General features: G+C 27.0%; 25 protein-coding genes. 9 read left to right on the plus strand and 16 right to left on the minus strand.

All coding sequences use genetic code 11. The features are described 5' to 3' along the window. The first annotated feature begins 3 nt into the window (after positions 1-3). Positions 4-1,350 carry a cytochrome c oxidase accessory protein CcoG gene (gene ccoG, locus D3Z07_RS09800; RefSeq protein WP_122893770.1) on the plus strand — a complete coding sequence of 449 codons (1,347 nt, stop codon included), beginning with the start codon at positions 4-6 and terminating at the stop codon, positions 1,348-1,350. On the opposite strand, the gene D3Z07_RS09805 is transcribed toward ccoG, so the two are convergent. Genes D3Z07_RS09805 through D3Z07_RS09815 form a run of 3 tightly spaced genes read right to left on the minus strand, consistent with a single transcriptional unit; the run spans position 1,347 to position 4,434 of the window. Next, positions 1,347-2,669 (minus strand): HAMP domain-containing sensor histidine kinase, encoded by a 1,323-nt coding sequence (locus D3Z07_RS09805; protein ID WP_322898818.1) that lies wholly within the window; start codon positions 2,667-2,669, stop codon positions 1,347-1,349. The two genes, ccoG and D3Z07_RS09805, sit on opposite strands and share 4 nt — an antisense overlap. After that, positions 2,659-3,330, minus strand: a complete 672-nt coding sequence (locus tag D3Z07_RS09810; protein ID WP_122893771.1) for a response regulator transcription factor — start codon at positions 3,328-3,330, stop codon at positions 2,659-2,661. Before D3Z07_RS09810 ends, D3Z07_RS09805 begins: the two co-directional genes overlap by 11 nt. 27 nt (positions 3,331-3,357) lie before the next feature. Further along, the gene (locus tag D3Z07_RS09815; RefSeq protein WP_122893772.1) at positions 3,358-4,434 is read right to left on the minus strand and encodes an ADP-ribosylglycohydrolase family protein; all 1,077 of its coding nucleotides are present in this window, start codon (positions 4,432-4,434) and stop codon (positions 3,358-3,360) included. A gap of 62 nt (positions 4,435-4,496) precedes the next feature. Between D3Z07_RS09815 and D3Z07_RS09820 the strand changes: the two genes are divergently transcribed. From D3Z07_RS09820 to D3Z07_RS09830, 3 genes are read left to right on the plus strand one after another with little or no spacing between them, the layout of a single operon-like run. Further along, on the plus strand, positions 4,497-5,042 hold the full coding sequence (locus D3Z07_RS09820) for a methylated-DNA--[protein]-cysteine S-methyltransferase (RefSeq protein WP_122893773.1): 546 nt from the start codon (positions 4,497-4,499) through the stop codon (positions 5,040-5,042). A 5-nt stretch (positions 5,043-5,047) separates the two neighbouring features. Next, positions 5,048-6,457: a phosphomannomutase/phosphoglucomutase gene (locus D3Z07_RS09825; RefSeq protein WP_122893774.1), complete on the plus strand. Its 1,410-nt coding sequence runs from the start codon at positions 5,048-5,050 to the stop codon at positions 6,455-6,457. Beyond that, positions 6,432-7,145, plus strand: a complete 714-nt coding sequence (locus tag D3Z07_RS09830) for a nitrilase-related carbon-nitrogen hydrolase (RefSeq protein WP_122893775.1) — start codon at positions 6,432-6,434, stop codon at positions 7,143-7,145. The genes D3Z07_RS09825 and D3Z07_RS09830 overlap by 26 nt, the downstream gene beginning before the upstream one ends. 217 nt (positions 7,146-7,362) lie before the next feature. Here D3Z07_RS09830 and D3Z07_RS09835 read toward each other — a convergent pair whose 3' ends face one another. Next, positions 7,363-7,572: a hypothetical protein gene (locus tag D3Z07_RS09835; RefSeq protein WP_076082714.1), complete on the minus strand. Its 210-nt coding sequence runs from the start codon at positions 7,570-7,572 to the stop codon at positions 7,363-7,365. Positions 7,573-7,735: 163 nt separating this feature from the next. On the opposite strand from D3Z07_RS09835, the gene D3Z07_RS09840 reads away from it, so the two are divergent. Next, a complete protein-coding gene (locus tag D3Z07_RS09840; RefSeq protein ID WP_076082711.1) occupies positions 7,736-8,233 on the plus strand; it encodes a transglycosylase SLT domain-containing protein in 498 nt (165 codons plus the stop codon). Positions 8,234-8,239: 6 nt separating this feature from the next. Here the strand turns inward: D3Z07_RS09840 and D3Z07_RS09845 are convergent, their stop codons facing one another. The 3 genes from D3Z07_RS09845 to D3Z07_RS09855 form a co-directional block, all read right to left on the minus strand. Beyond that, positions 8,240-8,728: a hypothetical protein gene (locus tag D3Z07_RS09845; protein WP_122893776.1), complete on the minus strand. Its 489-nt coding sequence runs from the start codon at positions 8,726-8,728 to the stop codon at positions 8,240-8,242. Beyond that, positions 8,725-9,843 (minus strand): OmpA family protein, encoded by a 1,119-nt coding sequence (locus tag D3Z07_RS09850; protein ID WP_076082705.1) that lies wholly within the window; start codon positions 9,841-9,843, stop codon positions 8,725-8,727. Before D3Z07_RS09850 ends, D3Z07_RS09845 begins: the two co-directional genes overlap by 4 nt. 130 nt (positions 9,844-9,973) lie before the next feature. Then, the gene (locus tag D3Z07_RS09855) at positions 9,974-10,228 is read right to left on the minus strand and encodes a hypothetical protein (protein ID WP_076082703.1); all 255 of its coding nucleotides are present in this window, start codon (positions 10,226-10,228) and stop codon (positions 9,974-9,976) included. Between the two features lie 112 nt (positions 10,229-10,340). Between D3Z07_RS09855 and D3Z07_RS09860 the strand changes: the two genes are divergently transcribed. Together D3Z07_RS09860 and D3Z07_RS09865 are read left to right on the plus strand one after the other, a co-directional pair. After that, on the plus strand, positions 10,341-10,823 hold the full coding sequence (locus tag D3Z07_RS09860) for a hypothetical protein (protein ID WP_076082700.1): 483 nt from the start codon (positions 10,341-10,343) through the stop codon (positions 10,821-10,823). 5 nt (positions 10,824-10,828) lie between these two features. Further along, complete coding sequence (locus tag D3Z07_RS09865) at positions 10,829-11,185, plus strand: hypothetical protein (RefSeq protein WP_076082697.1); 357 nt, start codon at positions 10,829-10,831, stop codon at positions 11,183-11,185. 289 nt (positions 11,186-11,474) lie between these two features. Here D3Z07_RS09865 and D3Z07_RS09870 read toward each other — a convergent pair whose 3' ends face one another. The 4 genes from D3Z07_RS09870 to purB are packed head-to-tail and all read right to left on the minus strand — an operon-like array spanning position 11,475 to position 16,686. Continuing rightward, positions 11,475-11,864, minus strand: a complete 390-nt coding sequence (locus tag D3Z07_RS09870; protein WP_076082694.1) for a hypothetical protein — start codon at positions 11,862-11,864, stop codon at positions 11,475-11,477. Between the two features lie 18 nt (positions 11,865-11,882). Next, complete coding sequence (locus D3Z07_RS09875) at positions 11,883-12,902, minus strand: ribonucleotide-diphosphate reductase subunit beta (RefSeq protein WP_122893777.1); 1,020 nt, start codon at positions 12,900-12,902, stop codon at positions 11,883-11,885. A 57-nt stretch (positions 12,903-12,959) separates the two neighbouring features. Further along, the gene (locus tag D3Z07_RS09880) at positions 12,960-15,344 is read right to left on the minus strand and encodes a ribonucleoside-diphosphate reductase subunit alpha (RefSeq protein WP_122893778.1); all 2,385 of its coding nucleotides are present in this window, start codon (positions 15,342-15,344) and stop codon (positions 12,960-12,962) included. Between the two features lie 13 nt (positions 15,345-15,357). Continuing rightward, on the minus strand, positions 15,358-16,686 hold the full coding sequence (purB, locus tag D3Z07_RS09885; protein ID WP_076082673.1) for an adenylosuccinate lyase: 1,329 nt from the start codon (positions 16,684-16,686) through the stop codon (positions 15,358-15,360). A gap of 147 nt (positions 16,687-16,833) precedes the next feature. Between purB and D3Z07_RS09890 the strand changes: the two genes are divergently transcribed. Beyond that, complete coding sequence (locus tag D3Z07_RS09890; protein WP_122893779.1) at positions 16,834-17,730, plus strand: RluA family pseudouridine synthase; 897 nt, start codon at positions 16,834-16,836, stop codon at positions 17,728-17,730. On the opposite strand, the gene D3Z07_RS09895 is transcribed toward D3Z07_RS09890, so the two are convergent. The 4 genes from D3Z07_RS09895 to queF form a co-directional block, all read right to left on the minus strand. Beyond that, positions 17,720-18,130 (minus strand): YqaA family protein, encoded by a 411-nt coding sequence (locus tag D3Z07_RS09895; protein WP_122893780.1) that lies wholly within the window; start codon positions 18,128-18,130, stop codon positions 17,720-17,722. The two genes, D3Z07_RS09890 and D3Z07_RS09895, sit on opposite strands and share 11 nt — an antisense overlap. A gap of 10 nt (positions 18,131-18,140) precedes the next feature. Continuing rightward, positions 18,141-19,049: a DMT family transporter gene (locus tag D3Z07_RS09900; protein WP_122893781.1), complete on the minus strand. Its 909-nt coding sequence runs from the start codon at positions 19,047-19,049 to the stop codon at positions 18,141-18,143. A gap of 295 nt (positions 19,050-19,344) precedes the next feature. Further along, the gene (locus D3Z07_RS09905; RefSeq protein ID WP_122893782.1) at positions 19,345-19,989 is read right to left on the minus strand and encodes a helix-turn-helix transcriptional regulator; all 645 of its coding nucleotides are present in this window, start codon (positions 19,987-19,989) and stop codon (positions 19,345-19,347) included. 9 nt (positions 19,990-19,998) lie between these two features. Next, positions 19,999-20,376: a preQ(1) synthase gene (gene queF, locus D3Z07_RS09910; RefSeq protein ID WP_076089135.1), complete on the minus strand. Its 378-nt coding sequence runs from the start codon at positions 20,374-20,376 to the stop codon at positions 19,999-20,001. Positions 20,377-20,514: 138 nt separating this feature from the next. Here queF and D3Z07_RS09915 point away from each other — a divergent pair, with 138 nt between their 5' ends. Then, positions 20,515-21,522, plus strand: coding sequence for an NAD(P)-binding domain-containing protein (locus tag D3Z07_RS09915; protein ID WP_076082659.1), 1,008 nt, complete (start codon positions 20,515-20,517; stop codon positions 21,520-21,522). 10 nt (positions 21,523-21,532) lie between these two features. Here the strand turns inward: D3Z07_RS09915 and D3Z07_RS09920 are convergent, their stop codons facing one another. After that, entirely contained in the window at positions 21,533-22,393 is an 861-nt protein-coding gene (locus D3Z07_RS09920; protein ID WP_164707220.1) for a PhnD/SsuA/transferrin family substrate-binding protein, read from the minus strand. Positions 22,394-22,411: the final 18 nt, after the last annotated feature.

Below are 22,411 nucleotides of genomic sequence, written 5' to 3' on the forward strand. Positions count from 1 at the left end.
TATATGTCTTACACAAAAAAAAGATATTTTACATATCTATTTATTACAATATTCACATTCGTAATACCTTTTATTACAATCAATGGTAATCATATATTGCTTTTATCTTTTGATAAATTGCAATTTCATATATTAGGTTTTGTTTACAATGTAAGTGAGCTTTACCTTATGCCATTTTTACTAATGTTTCTATTTATTGGGATCTTTACAATTACAAGTATATTAGGAAGAATTTGGTGTGGATGGGCCTGTCCTCAAACAATTTTTAGAACTATATATAGAGATTTGATTGAAAGTACAATCTTAGATATTAGAAGAATTAAAAATAAGCAAAAAGATATTGATTATTCTAAAAATTCTAACAAGTTAAAAAAGTATATATCAATTTTTCTTTGGATTATTATTTCACTAGTGATTGCAACAAATTTTATGTGGTATTTTGTTCCACCTGAAGATTTTTTTATGTATATTCTAGATCCTTTAAATCATTCATTTATGATTATATTTATTATATCCACTGCTATGTTTTTGGTTTTTGATATCATATTTATGAAAGAGAATTTTTGTGTTTACGTATGTCCGTATTCAAGAATTCAATCTTCTTTATATGATAATGATACAAAACAAGTTGTTTATGATACTTCAAGAGGTGGAAATGTTTTTGTAAATAATGAAAAATCTATCTTTAAAATGAAAGAATGGAAAGCAAATGAAGAGTGTACAACTTGTGAAGCATGTGTAAAAATCTGTCCTACAAATATTGACATTAGAAAAGGATTACAAGTTGAGTGTATTAACTGTTTAGAGTGTTCTGATGCTTGTACTACTGTAATGGAGAAACTTGGGAAGAAGTCTTTAATTAATTGGGGAAGTACAAATACAATTATCAATAAAAAAGTTTCAAAAATATTTACAAAAAGAAATATAACTTATTTTATTTCCTTAATATTATGTCTTGTTTTAACTGGAGTATTTGCTTCAAAAAAAGAATACTTTTTATTAAATGTTAACAAAACTACAAAACTTTATAATATAAAAGAAAATGCAAAAGTTTCCAATAACTATGTATTAACTTTTCACAATACACAAAAAAGTGCATATACTTATGATTTAGCTTTAGAAGATAATGAAACTTTTAAAATAAAAAGATTTAAAGCTTTTAAATTAAACCCAGGAAAACGAGCTAAAAAAGTTTTAATTATAGAGACTAAAAAGAGACTTTATTTATCAGATAAAAAAGATACAGCTTTAAAAATAAAACTTATAGCTTATGCAAAAGAAGACAAAAAAGTAAAACTTGAAAAAGAACTAGCTTTTGTTTATCCAAGAAATGATTTATTGAAAGACTAATCAAATGACTTTTCAAAAAAGAGGGTAAATACAGCACCCTCTTTATCATTTAAAACATCAATTCTTCCTTCAAAACTCTCTTCAATAATTAACTTTGCTAAATAAAGACCAATCCCTGAACCATCTTCTTTTGTAGTAAAATATGGTTCAAAGATTTTTGTTAAGTTCTTTTTACTTATTCCTCCTGCATTATCTTTTATTACAATTATAACCTCAGCATTATTTGAGTTAATATCAATATTTATCATTGGATTTTGAGTGCTTTTTAAAGCATCTATTGCATTTGAGACAAGGGATAAGACTACTTGTGATAACTCATTTTTAACACCAAATATTTGAATATTTTCATCTGTATTTACATTAACTTCTAAGTTAATATTATATTTCTTTAAATTTGCATCTAAAATAGTAATGCAGTTTAATATTGCTTCTTTAACACTAAAGTTTTCTTTTTGTTTTGAAGGTGTATAAAACTCTTTAAAATCATCGATTGTTTTAGATAAAAACTGTAATTGACTATTTGCTTGAGTAATCTTCTTTTCAAAATATACCTCATCAAGTTCATTTTTTGAAAAACGTTTTTTTAAGTTCATTAGAATATATGATAAATTATTCAAAGGCTGTCTAAACTGATGAGTAATATTTCCTATCATTTCACCTGATTTTGCTAACTTTGATTGTTGTAATAACATATCTTCATAAGAATTACTTTGTATTTGTAAGTTATTGTATTTATATGCTACTGAGATAGTAAATAAAATAGCCTCTATGGCAAAAACTAATAAAACTAAATCCATATATCCATTTTGTTTATAAATACTTTTAAAGTCCATTACAAATAAAATAAAACATAAAACAGACCAACCAAGAACATATATAACTGTTGCTTTAAACTCTTGTTTTAAATTAAAGATTATTGATACAAATAAAATTGCGTATATAACTGTATATGGTAAATACTCAAAAAGCATATAATGATAGAAAGAACTTAAAATTACAACATTAAGTAAAAAGGTATTAAAAAGCAACTCTTTAAAATTTCTCATTTTAGGAAAAAACTTGCCCTCATAAAAAGATACTGCAAAAACAAGAGCACTTAAACTAGCAAATACTAAAGCTAGTTCTTGAAAAAAAGAACTTATGGAAAAGAGTTTACTATAAGCTAATATATACACTAAAGAAAACACTTGCATAAAACAATAAGAAATATAAAATATCTCTTTTGAGTATACATATCTAATAAACGTATATACTATTGTCATTATTAAAATACCAAAGGTAATCCCATATACTAGTGTAGTATTTAAATCATAAATCAATTTTATATCCAGTTCCTGAAAGATTTGATATTAGCTCTTTTGGTATTTTAGTTTTTATATTTTTAACTAAGGTCTTTAAAGCATCTTTACTCATAGCACTATGGGTCCATACATGGTTTTCTATTTCACTATATGTTACATATCTATTTTTATTTTTAAGTAATAGAGTTAAGAAGTCTATTTCTTTTGTTCGTAGTTTTATAATTTCATTTTTATATACTAGGGTATGATTAAAGATATCAAAAGTACATTCATCGTTTAACTCGTATATATTAGAGGAATCATTGTTTATACTTTCAATACATAAGTTTAAGGCTTCTTCAAATTCATGCTCTTTAAGAGGTTTAATCAAGTACTTTACAAGTTGTAGTTCTATTGCTTTAAATAAATAGTCTTTATGCGAGAAAGCTGATATTACAATTACTTGTACTTTTTTATCTTTTTCTCTAATTCTTTGAATAAACTCTAAACCATTTAACTTAGGCATTTGAATATCTGTAATAATTAGATGAGGTTGATGCTTCTCATAAAGCTTTAAAGCACTAAGAGCATCACTAGCTTCATAAATATATTCAAAATAGTTTTCTAAGTATTCTATACCATTTTCTCTTGCTATCTCATCATCTTCTACATAGAGTACTTTTATTTTACTATTTATCATATATCTATTCTCTTTATACTTTAACTTTTAGTTTTTTAGAAGTGGTAACTTATCTAATAACTTCTCACAATAATCCCATTGTTCTAAAGTTTCCTTCCATTCCTGTGGAATTGCATCAACTCCAAACTTAGCTCCTAATACCATACCAATTGCAATTGATCTTGAAGCATTATCTCCACCTACCATTGTATTTGCTTGTAGTGCTTTTTTAAGACCATCTTTTTCATCTGCATATTTTAATATAAAATAAATACTTCCAGGCATAGTTCCTTCAGTAGGACTGGCTTTTCCTACTTTAATAGGTTCACTTCTTCCAACATCCCATAATCTAGCCATTGATGTAATTGCTAAATCATCACAAAATAACTCTTTTGATAAGTCAGATTCTGGATTTATAGCTTCTTCATATTTTGAAATTGCTTGTTTTGTTTTTTCTTCAAAAAAACCACCCATTAAAATAGCAACATCTTCAATAGCAGATCTTGGATGCTCACCTCTTAAAACTCTATGTGTAACACGAGCAAAAAACTCACCACCACCAAGAGCATGAACATCTTTGTGTGTAAACATAGCTTTTCTTGCAACATCAACTATCTCTTCTTCTGTTTCATAATAAGAGTGTGCTGCTATATGTCTAATAGCAGTTGCATTTGAAATACCTCCAAGATATTGAACAGGTGTTCCATTTTTAACTTGAGAGTAAGTCTCTTTAGTCATAGTACAAATCCATGAACCCCATGAATGCTCTAACCTATTCATCCAATGAGGAAGTAGGGGTGCAACTTCAAAAGCTCTAGGAGGATTTGCAATACTTGCAAGATGTTCTAAAACTAAGATATTATAATCTCCATAATCAGTTGTTCCTCCTGCACTTTTTCCTGGATGATAATTTCGCTGTCCCCAACCAATTCCATGAGTTTCACCACCCATTTTTTCACCAGGACTCATAAACTTTTCAATTGGTTTTTCTCCATAAGCTTCATAAATCTTTTTTGCATCATATTCATAGTGAGAACCTAAACATAAAGCATCTCCTACAATAGCACCAAAAAAGGTACCTTTTAATTTATTTTTATCTAATTTTATATCTGTTTTATTACTCATAATATATTCCTATTTTTTTGATAAAACATTATAACTTATTTTCTTTATGTTAAAATTCAATTATGAGAGAATACAAAACACCTAACAAAGAAATAATACTAACAACTACAATTGACACTCCACTTGGCCAAATGTTTGCAGCTGCTTCAAAAAAAGGAATAGTAATGCTTTGTTTTTTCACACCATTTAATATAGAAGCTAGAATTGATATTTTAAAAAAGAGTTTTGACACTGATATTATTCCATCTGAGTGTGAATATTTTGATATGTTAAGAACTCAACTTGAAGAGTATTTTAATAGACAAAGAACTACATTTGAATTACCAATGCAGCTTGTTGGTTCAACATTCCAAATACAAGTATGGAAAGAGCTACTAAATATTCCTTATGGAAACAAACAAAGCTTTTCTTCTTTTGCATCAAAAATAGATAGTTTAAATACAAATAGAGCAACACAAAAAGCAATTGAGAGTCCACTTGCACAAAATATGTTAAATATAATCGTACCTTGCCATAGAATACAAAAAGATGATGGAAGTTCTAATATATATGCAGGTGGAGATGAAGCAAAAGAGTTTTTATTAAATTTAGAAAGTAAAAGAGCATAAGATAAGTGATAAACAAAGCTATATTTAGACAATATGATATTAGAGGTATAGTTCCAAATGAGTTAAATAGTGAAAATACAAAACTAATTGGATACTACCTAGGACTCGAAATCCAAAAAAGAACGCAAAGGAAAGCTTTCGTAATAGTGGGATATGATATTAGAAAACACTCTACAATGCTTTTTAACTCACTAATAAGTGGACTTAACAAGGCTGGATGTAAAGTGTTAAATATTGGTCTTGTAGCAACAGGAGTTAATTACTTTGCTTCATACCAAGAGTTTAAAGTAAATGCTCAAACAATTAAACCTCATGCATCTATTATGATAACAGGTAGCCATAATGCAAAAAAATATAATGGTTTTAAAACAACAATACAAAACCAACCTTATTTTGCAGATGATTTGATAAAGCTTTACCAAGATATTAAAGCAAATGAAAATATCAAGATTGAAGATAATCATGATTTTATTAAAGTTGATGCTAAAAGTTTATATATAGACTATATGGTTAAACAGTTCTCACACTTAAAAGATTTACCAATAAAGTTTGTAATTGATTGTGGAAATGGAATGGCTGATACTGTTATTACTTCTATCTTTGATAAACTAAATTTAAACTATAAAGCCTTATATACAAAACCTGATGGTAACTTTCCAAATCATCATCCAGACCCTAGTAATGAAAAGAATCTATCTGATTTAAAAAGTCATTTAAAAGAGGATTGTCATTATGGATTTGCTTATGATGGAGATGCAGATAGAATTGCAGTACTTACCCAAAAGCATAATATCAAAGGCGATATCTTAGCACTACTATTTTCAAAAACAATGAAAAACCCTGTAATAATTGGTGAAGTTACATATTCTCAAAATGTATTCAATGAGATAAATACACATGGCACAACTATTATGAATAAAACAGGATATTCAAACTTGCGACTTAAACTCAAAGAGCTAAATGCTGATTTAGCAGCTGAGGTTTCAGGGCATATATTTTTTAACGATAGATATTATGGTTTTGATGATGCGATTTATGCAACATTTAGAGTTTTAGAGTTAATTTCTTCAAATATGAATATTGACAAAGAAATAGATAATCTACCAAAAATTTATACAAGTGAAAATATTGAAATCCAAGTAGTAGAAGAAAAAAAGTTTTTATTAATGCAAAAAATAGAGACTTCATTAAAGAGACTAAATAGAGACTTTCCTATAATTAAAAATATTATCACAGTTGATGGTCTTAGAATAAACTTTGAAAATGGTTGGGCGCTAGTAAGAGCTTCAAATACTAATCCAATCTTAGTTACAAAATATGAAGCAAGTAGCTTTGCAACTGCAAAAACATATCAAAATGCTCTAGAGAAATTAATACAAAAGGAAATAAATGAACTTAATAGCACTACAGATTAAAACCCAAGAAGATTTTTCAAAAAATCTAGAGCACTTAAAAGAGTTAATTATACAAAGTCCAGAAAACTCTGTTATTTTAGCACCTGAAATTGCTTTAAGTGGATTTTGTTATGACAGAATGGAAGAAGCCTCAGAGTTTTCTATTATTGCTATAAAAGAGCTAATGCAATTAGCAGTAAATAAAACTATAGCCCTAACACTAATAACTCAAAAAAATGGAAAGTTTTTTAATACCTTACATATTTTTAATAATCAAGAATTAGTTCATACACAATCTAAAGTAAAACTATTTCCACTAGGCTCTGAGCATGAGCATTTTGAAGTAGGAAATGAAGAAGATATAAAAATTATTGAGATAAATGGAATTAAAATTGCCACTTTAATTTGCTTTGAGTTAAGATTCCCACAGCTTTGGGAAAAAGTAAAAGGTGCTGATATAATTTTAAATCCTTCTATGTGGGGAATAAAAAGAAAAGACCATTATGAAACTATTTCTAAATCTCTTGCTTTAGTTAATCAATGTTTTGTAATTGCTTGTAATAGTAGTGATTCAAATATGGCAAAAGGAAGTGCAATAATTTCACCTTTTGGAAATGTAAATAAAGATGATGAAAAAGAAATAATAATTGAAAAATATGATCATGAAGAGATAAAAAAAGTACGTAAATATATTAATATTGGTTTATAAGATTTATCAAAAGTTGTAAAAAATCTAAAAAAAAGTAAAAAAAGTCACTTAAAATTGTAAAAAATATTTATAAATATTTTAAAATTATTTTTTTATTTTATTTTTATAAAAATTATTGTAATTTTTAATAATTTTTATAAAATAAAATCTTACATGATTTAACACTAAAAATTAAAGAGGAAACAAAATAATATATATAAAAAATAGATTAAGAAATCTAATCTATTTTCATTGCCTCTTTTATTTCATCAAAAGGAACACCACTGTGTTTGGCTAATAAAGCCATGTTTATGATTCTTACAATATGATTTGGTATAAATTTATATGTTGTAAAAGTCGTTGCTTTCACACCTATTTCTTCTGCAAAACTTCTTTGCGAAGTAAAGCCAATTTCTCTAATTAGTTTTTTAAATTCTTGTTTTTTCACTAGCTACTTGTCTTAATAAAAATTTTCGGAATTATAATCGGGAGTAACTAAATACTAAATTAAATGAACTGTAAAAGTAGTAAATAATAGGTAAAATTTGACAAATTTGCATATTTAATATATAATTCGCGCTTTAATTTAAGAGTAAATAAAGGAAACCTGTATGAATTTAAAAATTACATTATTAGTAATGTTATTTATTACAAATATTTTTGCATCAAACTTTAACGCATCAAAATTAACACCAGCAGAAATTAAAACATTGAAACAAATAAAAATGCAAGGTAAAAAGCACGGTCTTAGTTATTCACTAATGGCAATTGCAATTAAAGAATCATCTATTGGAAAATATCTTGTAAATGTAGATAGTAAAGATTATGGATTATATCAAGCAAATATCAAAACAGTATTAAGTAGACAGAAAGCCAGAAATACTTCATGGAATAGAAATAAATATGCTATGAGATTGATTTCAGATTTTCAATTCGCTACAAAAAATGCAATTGCTGAATTAACTTATTGGAAAAAAATTCACAAGAATGATTGGAAAAAAGTTTGGGGTTCTTACAATGGTGGTTGGAAATATAATAGCAAAAGAGCTAGAAATTATTCAAGAGATATCGCTACAATTATAAAAAGATTAAAAAGAGTTAAAGTATAGTTTTATCTATACGTTAATCTCTTCATTCTCCACTTTCTGACTATACACAGTCTCTTTACCCGTTTCTAATATTTTTGCTTGTTCAACCCATTGATGCTTTTTAGCAGATCCTGGTAATAATAAAAACTCTTCAATCCAATCACAATTTTTACTTGACCAAGAAGCAATTTGATTAAAATGAAAAATACCTAATTTATTTAAATCTTTTTCTACTTTTGAATCTATACCTTTAATCTTAATAAGATTATCTTTTCCTGAAGGTCTAGGTGAACTTAGAATAAGTGGTTTATTATCAACATTTGAGTTTTTCCTAAAGATAGGATTTACACTACTTTTAGACTTAACATCCATAGTGTCATTTTTATTATCATGCTTTTCATTATTAGAAGGCTTAAAAGTATTTCCTGAATTCTTTCCAATTAAATATCCAATAACCATTCCAATAATAGCTGCAATTAATAAATTTACAACTATTAATGATGCCGTTTCAATCATTTTATTTCTCCTACTATAAACTCTACTCTTCTATTAATCTCAGATAAACCTTGTTCATCATCTTTGGCAATTGGAAAATCTTCCCCATAACCTATTGCTTTAATATTCTTAGAATCAACTCCTAAGTTAACTAATGCTGCTTTAACACTATTTGCTCTATCTTGAGAGATTCTTTTATTTAAAGAGGCACTACCTCTTGAATCAGTATGACCTGCAATTTCTACAGTTAGTTTACTATTTTCTAACAAAATACTTGCAATATCTTTTACTGTTTCTTTTGATTCTTCTGTAATATTAGTACTTCTTCTTTTAAAAGTTATTTTTTTATTAGAAGTTAAATTATTTATATCTCTTTGTGCTTCTTGAACTAAACTAGATTTAACTTCAACAGCTTTAGTTACTGTATTTTCTAAATCATTTAATTTATCTTCTGATTCACTACTTAACTCAATTTTAGCAACAGTTTTAATTGATTTTGTACCAACCGTTTTAATACCATCGATAATCTCTTCTGTTTTAGACTTACTAGGTTCTTTTATATTAGTTTTTATATTAAGATTACTTTTTGCAATAATTGAATCTAATAATGGTTTAAAGTTTGAATCCTTTAATTCACCATTTAATAAAACCTCTCCATCTTCTAGTAATAACTTTGAACCATCCAAGAAGAACTCTTTAAAAGAATCCATAATCATAGATAACTTATTTAATAAAACAACATCTTTTACTCTATTTTCTTCAAATTTATATTCACCATTTCTATTAATATTTAATAAATCAACAATACTTTTAGCTTGTTCTTCATCTTTAAAAGTACCATTCATTAGAACTATTCCATTTTCTTTTTGTAGTTCTAATCTAACAGGCTTTTTATTTTCTTTTATTGTATCATTCGACTCTAAACCAAGTGTTTCTAGTATGCCGCTTTTTAACTCATTTATCTTTGCAACAAATGAATCTGCATATTCACCAAACATTGAATCTTCACTACTAAAACTAGTATTTTGTGTTTGTCCATCATTTAGTATTGTTTTGTAATTAAATGTTGATACTGTGTAAGTTATTAAAATAACTAACGCTATTAATAAAAAGAAAACTTTTTTTCCTACTGACATTATTATTCCTATGGTTTTATAATTTTTAAGATTATATCTTATCTCTAAATAATTATTGATTAAATTATGTGATGTAAGAGCGTATTTTAGCTTTTTTAGGTGGATAAAACAAGATAATGATGTTAAGAATTTAATCGTTTAGTAAATCAATCCAAAAGTATTTAATATTTGAACCTCTATCAAGAACTTTCCATCCATACTCTAAAGAATGATATTGCAGTTTATTATCAATCATTCTAAAGGTCATCTCTTTTTGACAAGCTTTAGAAAAAATCTCAGTAAACTCTAAGTATGCAAAACTATCTTCAACATCAAATGTATATTTAAATTCATCTAATTCTTCAAATTGTATTTTTATAAACTCTTCTATTTTTTCTTTTATCATAAGATTATCCTTCAAATTGGACAATATTGTACTATATTTGTATTATATTAAATTAAAACTGACTCTTTTAATATAGATTTTTTTTAGATAGAATTTAATAAAAGGAAAAATTATGAAACTTATTATTGCTGCATGTGTTTTGATGTCTTTTGTTTTCGCTTCACCACCAGAAGAGTTTGATAAAGAAAAATATTTAATAGGAGAAAAGGTTTTTGATAATAAATGTTCCTCATGTCATGTAAAATCAATGGATATACAAGTTCTAATGAGTAATTTTATAGAACATGATAATAAGGTTTTAAATCTTTTAGCACCAACAGGAAATGAAATATCATTTAGATTAAAAAGCCAAATAGGTAGTAAAGATGATATAGAATTCCAAATAGATGAAGTAACTGATTTTGTTAAAGATTATCTAATCAATCCAGATAAAGCTAAGACAGTATGTTTAGAAGGTGTTGTAAAACACTTTGATACTATGCCTTCAATGAAAGGACAAGTAACAGAAGAAGAAATGGAAGATGTTACATTTTTCTTATACTTTTTAGAAGGCTGGAATGGAATAAATGAATATTATGAAAAAGATGAGTTCTAAACTACATGAAAAAAATATTATTAACAAGCTTATTAGCTATTAGTGGAAGTTTATTTGCAAATGAAGTAAAAGTAGTAGATGTAAAAGCAAACTGTAATGCCAACAAAGTATGTACATTTAACGTAACGTTAGAGCATGAAGACACAGGTTGGAAGCATTATGCAAATAAATGGGAGATATACACTCCTAAAGGAAAACTACTTGCTTCTAGGACTTTATATCATCCACATGTAAATGAACAACCTTTTACAAGAAGTTTATCTGGGGTTATAATACCTAAAGGCTTAAATAAAGTGATTGTAAAAGGTCATGATTTAGTTCATGGATACTCTGATGATGTTTTTGTTTACGAGTTTAAATAAAAAAATTAAAAAGGATTTTAAATTAGAGAAGAACTAATAAAAAAAGGAATTTTAGTAGGGTTGTTATTGTTAATCCTACTTGTTTATACTTTAATTAGGTAAAGACATTGTTAAAATCATTATTTAGTTTATGAGTTTAAATAGAATATTTTTATTATAATTATGTCATAATATCAGTAATAAATTAAGAGAGGTGGAAATTAGGGATTCCATGTGCCTTGAACTTTTAGCTATTAATAGCAGGGCGTAACTAGTTCAGGAAAGATGCGGGGAGGTTCTCTCCCGCCTCTTAATTTGTAGTAAATTCTTCTTTAAGTACTATTATATTTTTATTTTCTTTAAAATTTTTCTTAACTTGACTTGGATTTGTTTGAAATAAAGTTGAAACTTCAGTTCTTTTATTTTTAGAAACCAAACCATAAACAAGAAGTTTATTATCGACTTTTGATAAACAATTATATATTCTATCTTTATCATCATAATAAATCATTAATGTATTATCAATTACTATTTGAAAATTGTTACTATGTATAAACTCTTTATCTAAAGGAGGATGTTTTTCCTCTATTTTCTTTACCGTAGAATCTGTCATACAAACTCTTTTTTTAAAAGTATTTCTAATTTTATGTAAAATATGATTACTAATTAAACCCAGAAATATTCTATTTTTAGAACCCATAGGAAACTCCTATACTTTCTAAAAGTCATCAAAATCAATTGACCCTTTTGAATAATTAACAACATTCCCTTCAAAGAAGTTTGTTCTTTGATCATTAAAACTTGCATAACCATCAACCCATGGAATAGGGTGTTTTACATTATATTCTGGTTTATATCCAACTGCGTCAAGTCTTTTATCTGCTAGGTATTGAATATATTGTTTAATAATTGCATCTGTAAATCCTAGGATTTGACCTTGAGTGATATATGAACCCCATGAAGCTTCAAGCTCAACTGCTTTTCTAAACATAGCTCTTACTTTTTCTTCAAGTTCTGCTGTAAATAATTCTGGTCTTTCTTTTCTAACAGAGTTAATCATGTTTTGAAATAAAAGTAAGTGTGTTACTTCATCTCTTTGAATAAATCTAATCATTTGTGAAGAACCTAGCATTTTACCTGATTTTCCAAGCGCATACATAGCTGCAAATCCAGCATAGAAATATAAACCTTCTAAGATTTGATTTGCAAAAAGTGCAAGAACAATTTTTTCATCTGTAATTTCACCTGAAAGGTTTTTATAAACATCTGCAATATAATTGTTTTTCTCTCTTAATTGCGCATCATTTTTCCACATATCATAAATCTCGTCTGTATTATCAGATATAGATTCAACCATAACAGCATATGACTTTGAATGATTAGCTTCTTCGTATGATTGTCTTGATAGACATGCATTTACTTCAGGAGCAGTAATATATGGATTAATATTGTCCATTAAGTTATTTGTTTGTAATGAATCCATAAAGATTAACTGTGATAATACTAAATCATACATTCTTTTTTCAGGAGCTGTAAGATACTTATAATCTTTAGCATCTCCTGTCATTTGTACTTCTTTAGGAAACCAAGTATTACCTTCCATAGTATCCCAAAGGTTAAGTGCCCATTGGTATTTCATTTTAGTGAAGTTAATCATACCATCACTATTACCACCAAAAATTCTTCTATCGTTTAAACTCTCTTTTGAGTCTGGGTTATATATTACTTTTCTGTCCATGTGTTTCTCTCTTATATTTTATTCAATTTTATTTAATTTATTTTCATGGGAGTTATCTTATTGACAACCAGAACATTCCATACTTCTATCTTCTACATCATTATTAGCTTCAGGAGACTGACTTCTTAGATAATAAGTTGATTTTAATCCAAGTTTCCAAGCTAATGTATAAATTTCATGTAAGTACTTTCCACTTGCTCTATCTAAGCTCATAAAAATATTTGTACTTTGACCTTGATCTATCCATTTTTGTCTAATTGCAGCTGCTTTAATTACTTGTAATTGGTCAATTTCAAAAGCAGGTGTATAATAAGACCATGTTTCAGGACTTAATTTTGGAACAACAACAGGAATTAATCCTGATAAGTTCTCTTCAAACCATTTTCTTTTATAAACAGGTTCAATAGCTTGAGTAGTTCCTACAAGAATTGAAATTGAAGATGTAGGTGCCACTGCCATTAGGTAACCATTTCTCATACCGTTTGCTTTTACTTCTTCTCTTAATACATCCCAATCATAAGCTGCATCAAATAAATCTTTATCAACTAATGCATTTACAGCTTGTGGAGCATGATCATGAGGCATAATTCCAGCAGACCATTTTGAACCTTCAAATGTTGGGTAAACACCTTTTTCAACACCTAGTTTAGATGATGAAGAAATAGCATTATAAGAAATTGCTTCCATAATAGAATCAATCTTTTTGAAATGCTCTTGTGATCCCCATGCTAACTTATGTTCAGCTAACATTTCAGCTTCACCCATAACACCTAAACCAATTGATCTAGATTTTAAGTTAGTTGCTTTTACTTTTCTTAATGGATAGAAGTTTAAATCAATAACATTATCAAGCATTCTAACAGCAATTGGAACTACTCTTTCAATATCTTCTTTAGTATTAATTCTAGAAAGGTTTACAGATGCCAAGTTACATACAGCTGTATCTCCATCAATTTTTTGTTTCTCAACAATAAATACTTTTTTACCATTAATACTATCAAGTGCAGTAACTTTATTTGCTTTCTTTTCAATTCCACCATCAACTATTACTAAATCTTCTTCTTCGTAAGTAGAAATTGAACCATCATTAAACTCTAACTTGATTTTATAGTGGTTAGGGTTTGTATTTTGGAAAATCTCTGTACAAAGGTTTGAGCTTCTAATATGTCCAACATGACTATTTGGATTTGCTCTATTTGCATTATCTTTAAAACAAAGGAAAGGTGAACCAGATTCAAAATAAGATGTTAAAATCTTTTTCCATAAATCTTTTGCTTTCATTCTATCTTTTGTAATATTCTCATCATTTTCATAAGCTTCATATCTTGCTTTAAATGCATCACCATGAAGTTCAGATAAGTCTTTTACTTCATAAGGATCAAATAAAGTCCAGTAAGAATCAGCAATAACTCTTTCCATAAAAAGGTCAGTAATCCATAAAGAAGGGAATAAGTCATGCGCACGTCTACGCTCTTCACCTGAGTTTTTCTTTAAATCAATAAAGTCAACAATATCCATATGCCAAGGCTCAATATAAACTGCAATTGCACCTTTTCTTGTACCTAACTGGTCAACTGCTAATGCAACATCATTTGTAATTTTAAGAAATGGAACTGTACCTCCAGCAGCACTTTTATGGTCATCAATCACACCACCTAAAGCTCTAACTTGGTTCCAATCCCAACCAATTCCTCCACCATATTTAGACAATAATGCCATTTCATGGTAAGAGTCAAAAATACCTTCAATATTATCAGGTGTTGAACCAATATAACAAGAAGATAATTGATGTCTATTTGTTCTTGCATTTGATAATGTTGGAGTTGCAAGCATTACTTCAAATTTAGAAACTACATCATAGAACTCTTTTGCTCTTTGTTGTTTATTTTCTTCATCTTGTGCAAGAAAAATAGCAATTGCCATAAACATTTGCTGTGGTAATTCAATAGGATTACCTTTATTATTTTTGATTAAATATCTATCGTATAAAGTTTTAATTCCAAGATAATTAAATAAATAATCTCGCTCAGGCTTAATATAGTCATTTAAATCATCTAAATCAAAACCTTCACCTAAGTTAGGAAGAATTCTTCCCGCATCTTTTCCATATTGTAAATATTCTTTAAAGTGGCAGTATGGCTCACCTTTTATACCATGTGTTGCTTTTCCAACTCTATGGTATAAATCAAATATAAATAATCTAGCAGCTGTAAATGTCCAGTTTGGAACATCAATATCAATTTTTTCAACAGCAGTTTTAATAAGTGCATCTTGAATATCAGAACTTCCCATTCCATCAATAAATTTGATTTGCGCATCAAGTTCTAATTCACTCTGAGATACACCATCTAAGCCTTCAGTTGCTTCTATAGTCATCTTTTGAATTTTAGTAATATCTAAAACTTCTTTACGACCATTTCTTTTTTGAATCATAATTGCCATATTTAATTACCTTTTATTTGAATACTCTTTTGAAAATTGCACTAACATTTTTTGTGTAATATTCAAAGTTGAAACATTCTCTAATTTGTTTTTCTGATAATGAATTTCTTAATTCTTCATCACCTAATAAATATTGTAAGTATAAAGACTCACCTTTTTTATTTGTTGTAGCTTTCCCTTGTTGAATTTCCTGCCAAACTTTCATAGCATTTCTTTGAACAATTCTATAAGCATCTTCTCTACTTACACCTTGAAGTGGTAGTTCTAATAATACTCTTTGAGAGAATACTAATCCACCAGTTAAGTTTAAGTTTTTCATCATATTTTCAGGCATAACTGTTAAGTTAGCAATTACATTATTCATTCTGTGAAGCATAAAATCAGATGTAATAAATGCATCTGGTAACCAGAATCTTTCACTTGATGAGTGAGAAATATCTCTTTCATGCCATAAAGCAACATTTTCCATAGCTGGAACTGCATGTGCTCTAATTGATCTTGCAAGACCTGTAATATTTTCTGTTAAAATTGGATTTCTTTTATGAGGCATCGCAGAAGAACCTTTTTGACCTTTTGCAAAAAACTCTTCACATTCGTAAACTTCTGTTCTTTGTAAGTGTCTTACTTGAACAGCAAATTTTTCAATAGTTGAAGCCATAGAAGCTAGTGCCGTTGCTAATCTTGCATATCTATCTCTGTGTACAACTTGATTTGAACAAGGTTCTGGTTTTAAACCTAATTCTTTCATTGCATATTCTTCTAATTCTAAAGGAGCATGAGCAAAGTTACCCATTGCACCAGAAATTTGACCAACAGAGATAACTTTTAGAGTTTGCTTTAAGTTATCTAAGTGTCTTTTCATTTCGTCATACCATACTGCAAGTGTAAGACCAAAAGTAATAGGTTCACCATGAATACCATGAGATCTTCCTACCATTAGAGTATATTTATGCTCTTTTGCTCTTTTTTTAATAGATTTCATAAGCATTTTTACATCTTTGATGATTAATTTTAAAGAATCTCTCATTTGAAGTGCAACACCTGTGTCAACTGCATCTGATGAAGTCATACCATAATGGAACCATCTAGACTCTTCGCCAAGTGATTCAGAAACAGATGTGTTAAAAGCAATTAAGTCATGTTTTGTAACAGCTTCGATTTCTTCTATTCGCTCAACTGAAAATGTTGCATTTTTTACAATTTTTTTAGCATCTTCATCAGGAATTAATCCAATTTTATTCCAAGCTTTAACAGCTGCTTTTTCTACTTCTAACCATGCTGCATATCTTGCTTGCTGTGTCCACTTTGAACTCATTTCTTCTCTTGCGTATCTTTCAACCATGTTTTATGTCCCTTGTAATCATTGTTTTAGTATTTTATAAAAAATTAGTATTTATTTTAGTATGATATACTATCTAAATAAGTTAAAAAAACATATAAAAACAAGATAAATTTTTACCTATTTCAAAAATTATTTCAGGATTTAATATTGCCCTTCATTTTAAAAAAAATTAAAGCTATAAAAGATAAAAAATTAAGCCTTTTTTTACTTCAAGATTTAAAAGTAAATCATCGTAATGCCCAAAGATACGCCTCTAGAGGTAGAATTTTTGATGAAAATCTAAACACATTAAAGCCAAGTGATAAAATCCCTACTGAATATATAAACATGGCTGTATTTGAGGGTATTTCTAGAGGACTTAAGCCTCTAATTGAGTTTGAAGAATTTGCGATATTCGACAAACCAACGCACCTAATGGTTCACCCCATTTCTAAGAGTACTCCATACTCACTTTTAGATGAAATTCGCTTTCATTTTGGAGAAAATGCCAACTTAATTCATAGAATTGATGCTGAAACTTCAGGACTTGTAATAGTAGGGAAAAATAAAAAAAGTGAAAAAACTTTAAAAGATATGTTTGAAGAAAAGAAATATCATAAGTCATATTTAGCCCTAGTTGATGGAGAAATAAAAAAAGAAATTACAATTGATTCTAAACTTGAAAAAGAAGGTTTAAATATTGGTGTTAGAATGAAAGCAGGGCAAAGTGGAAAAGAGTCTTGTACTATTATTAAACCTATTAAATATAATCCAGAAAAAAACATTACATTAATTGAAGCACTTCCCTTAACAGGAAGACAACATCAAATTAGAGTTCATTTATACTCAATTGGTCATAGAATCGTAGGTGATCCAATTTATGGAATAGATGATAATATTGCTGAAGCATATTTAAATAAAGAATTAGAAAAAAACAAAAGAGAAAAAGCAACAGGAAGCCATAGATTATGGTTACATGCAAACTATTTAGAATTTACATTTAAAGATATTACTTATAAAATAAAATCTAAAAATGATGATATTTATAAATTTTTTACAAAATAAGAAGTGCCAAAAAGAGGTATCTTAAAAATTTTGCTATAACAACTAATAAAATAAATAGTTTTAAATTATATTTTAAAACTCCTGCAATAAATGTTATTGGATCACCAATAAGAGGTAACCACGAAAATAAAATACAAATACTTCCATATTTATCAAAATAGTTTTTTGTTTTTAAAATACTTTTTTCTTTAACTAAATTCTTTTTTATTAAAAATTCTTCCCCTTTTAATCCTAAGAAATAGTTAAAAAGAGAACCTAAAGAGTTTCCTAATGTTGCAAAAAATAGAAGATAATAAATATTATAACCCTCTTTGATATCATAAATTAATAAAGCTTCACTTCCAAAAGGAATTAATGTAGCAGAAACAAAAGCTGATAAAAAAAGAATAAAATAAACCAATTTATATCTTTTATTTTTTTAAAATATATTTATATATCTTTTTTAAAGGTGCTTCAGAAATAAATACACCGAATAAAATAGTAAAAGAGGCAATAAGTTCTACTAAAGTTAATTTTTCATTTAAAATTAGATATGCTAAAATCAGAGTAAATACAGGAATTAAATATATAAAAACAGCTGCTTTTGAAGCTTCGATTTTAGTTAATGCATAATTATATAAACCATATCCTCCAAGTGTAACTACAACTCCTAAGTAAAGAACACACAAAATCGCATTTGTAGTAAAATTTAAATCACTTGTATTATATTCATATATATAAAAAGGAAAGAAAAATATAGCACCAATAAAAACTTGAATTGCAGTTATAAATAAAGCTGAATATTTATCAGATAAATATCTAGCAACTATTGTATAACCTGCGCCACAAACCATTGCAAGTAATTCATAAAAATTTCCCAACATTGGATTTGGAGCATTTACACTCGAAACTGCTTGAAGACTCAACCAAACAGCTCCACAAAGTGCTATTAATGAACCAATAATTAGTTGTTTTGAAATAATTTCTTTTAAAAAATACCCAGCGGCCATTGCAGTAATTACAGGCATTAAAGAAGTAATCATTCCAACTTGTGAAGCTGTTGTAAGTGCAATAGCCTTTGCTTCAAAGATAAAATATAAACAAGGTTCAAAAAATGCTAGAAGAATTATATATTTAATATCATTTTTAGAAAAAGAGTATTTCATAAACCCTTTTATAAAATACAAAAAGCATAACGATGCTGTAAACATACGTAAAAATATTACAGTATAAGGTTCTAAATCACTTATTGCAGTTTTTAAAGCAATAAATGAACTTGCCCAAATAAACATGGCAAATACTAATGCAAATATTCCTACAACACTAAAATCTTTTTTCATAAAGGTTCTCTACTTTCAAATAATTCCGTATTGTACATCAAATTTTTATTTATTTTATTAATTTATAAAAAGTTTAAGATTTTTTAGATATAATTCCAATCCAAAGACGAACACTGAGAATATTTTAAATATTTTGAGTGCTCTTCTTTAGACCCTTACAATCATTATTAAAGACAACGCCCCAGGATGGGAACATAGCAAGGCACCTTTCTTATTGGTGTGTTTGGGTATCTGGAGAAGAGTACTTTTTAAGTACTCTTTTTTTTTACACTTTTTTTAGTAAAACAATCTTAACTTATATTAAATCTTTAAAATCCGAATTTAAAATCAATAGTTTTTTCTCTAATTTATTATAAATAAATCTTCTATCATTATTTTTTATAGCTGTTAAAATAATTAGTTTTATATCATTTTGTGATTTGTTGTTTCTTTTTAACAATATAGAAAAGTCTTTTAAAGAAATAAATTCAGTTTCACTAGTAGTATTTGTTTTTTTAAGTTCTTCTATTTCAGGTTTATAAATAGATCTCATTTCATTAAAAGCACTTTGAAGAAGTTTAATTTCTGAATTTAAAACCTTCATCATATTTTCTTGATTTTTTTCTAATCTTTTAATCTCTGAAATATACTGTCTTTTCATCCATTTCATAGATTTTTTTAATAAAGTGATTTGTTCATTTTTTACATCAATAATTGATGAAACATCATTATTATTAGAAGTAGTATTTTTTGGGATAGGAGTAATTTCTTCGATAACATCATTTGTTTCATTTTTTGATTTAGCTTTTGATATTTTTTCCATATCAGAAGTTATATAAACGAAAAGTCGTCCACCTTCTTTAATAGATTTTAATCGATTCTTTTTTATTCTATAATGTATACCTTGTAAAGAAAGCCCAAGCATTTCTGCTGCTTGACTTGTAGTAACTAATCTTTCCAAGGCTTTAACCTACATCTTCGCAGAGTCAATTTCAATTACAGTATGAACATTACCTCTTGGCTTGAAGTCTGCAATAACTTTTAACCATTTTGGATTTAAATTTTCATATAATGTATCAAAAATTTCATTTGCTGAGTTTTCATGTGATACTTCTCTAAACATAAAAGTATTAATATAAATTTTTAAAGCTTTTAACTCAATTACTTTTTCATCAGGAGTATATTGAATTTTAATTTCTGCAAAATCAGGATATCCACTTCTTGGACATTTTGCCATAAATTCAGGTAATTCAATATCTATAATATAATTCTTTTTATTTTTATTTGGCCAAAAATTTTCTGCATTATTAATATCAAATTCTCTTATTTCTTTTTCACCATATTTCATTTCCATTTGTATATAACCTTTACTAATATTATTTATGCAATTTTATCTAAATGTTACTTACAATTATTACTAAGTAAAAAAAAACAAAAATTTTAGTATAATCCGATAAATTTAATAAATATAAAATAAGAGAGTATTATGACAGATAAAATATATGACATTGTAATTATTGGTGGAGGACCTGGTGGAATAGGCTGTGCAATTGAAGCATCTTCACATAAACTAGGTGAAATTTTGTTAATTGAAAAGACTGATAATCACTCAAATACTATTAGAAAATTTTATAAAGATAATAAAAGAGTTGACAAAGATTATAAAGGTCAAGTTTCTGTTTTACAAGGAAATGTTGATTTTTTTGATGGAACTAAAGAAACTACACTTGATTACTTCGATAATTTATTAGATAGTGATAAAATAGATTCATTATTTAATACTGAAGTTGAAAAAATGATAAGAGTTGGTGATTTTTTAGAAGTTCATACTTCAAATGGAATTATTAAAACACGAAACGCAGCTATTACTATTGGAAAAATGGGTAAACCAAATAAACCCTCTTATAAAATTCCACCATCAATAAGATCTCAAGTTAATTTTAATTTAGATAAATGTTCTTCAAATGAAAAAGTATTAGTAGTTGGTGGTGGAAATTCTGCTGCTGAATATGCTTATGATTTAGCTGATCAAAATAACAATGTTACTATGGTTTATAGAAAAGAGACTTTTTCGAGACTAAATGAAACAAATGAAGAAATATTAACAAAATATGATGGTCAAGAAAAATTAAGACTTAGAATGAACACTGATATTGAATCATTAGAAAATGAAGCAGGAAAAGTGAAAGTTAATTTTAATGATGGTTTTAGCGTATTATACGATAGAGTTATCTATGCAATTGGAGGAACTACACCTGTTGACTTCTTAAAAGCATGTGGAGTGGATGTAGATGAAAGTGATAAACCTATTTTTGATAAACATCATGAAACAACTGCAAAATGTGTTTATGTTGCAGGAGACATAGCTATGAAATCTGGTGGTTCAATTGCAATTGCTTTAAATCACGGTTACCATATTGTAAATAATATAATTAGAAAAAGAGGTCAAATATTTTCACATACAGAAATAGTAGCCTCTATTGAAGATAATTAAACCATAGATTTTAATCTATGGTTTTTTTTAATCTCATATAATCAAAATAAAACTCATCTAACTTATTCATATTCTTTCCATCTGGCACTATAGTTTTAATTTTTAATAAATTAAATACTTCAATTTTATCTTTACTAAGAAGAAAATCTTTTAAGATTAATTTATAATTTTCCATATTACTATTACTTCCAAAGGCTATAATCATATTATTAAATATTCTTGGGCTTTCTTCCAAAATTTTAATCTTTTTTGTTATACTAGGGTTAAGTTCAAGCATTGTTTCATACTCATAAGAATCTACAACAGAAGCATCATAAGACCCAAAATATGTTTTTAATAAAATAGAACTATTGGCTAAAAAGTCAATATTATCAAGAACCTTTTTTGCACTTTTTTTAGTCTTTTCTATATATGTTTTTTCTAGAAAGAATTTAGATATTTTATTTGCACTATTTATTGCTATTTTTTTATCATTTAAATCTAAAATACTATTTATATTATTATTAACAATTAAATATTTTTTATGAAAATCATACTTCATATCTTTTTTCATAAACCAGTATTCATCTGTAATACTTTTAAATTTTTCTATATTTTTAACATAATCGTAAGGAGTAAAAACTAAAATATCAATTTTTTTATTAAAATAATCATTAAGCATATTTTCATTATTGTCATAAATTTTTAAATTTATATATGTGTTATTATTAGAAGTTACTTTTTTAATCCAAGTTTTTAGCGCACTTCCTGAATTTTGATATTTCATCATTTTTCCAAGATTTGTATTAAAAGCTAGTATTTTTTCAAGTTTTTCTTCTTGTGAGAATAAAAAAAGAGGTAAAATTAATAATATTAAAATTTTAAAAAACATTAATTTACCCCTTTTCAT

The organism is Arcobacter peruensis (genome assembly GCF_003711085.1).
GTDB lineage: Bacteria > Campylobacterota > Campylobacteria > Campylobacterales > Arcobacteraceae > Poseidonibacter > Poseidonibacter parvus.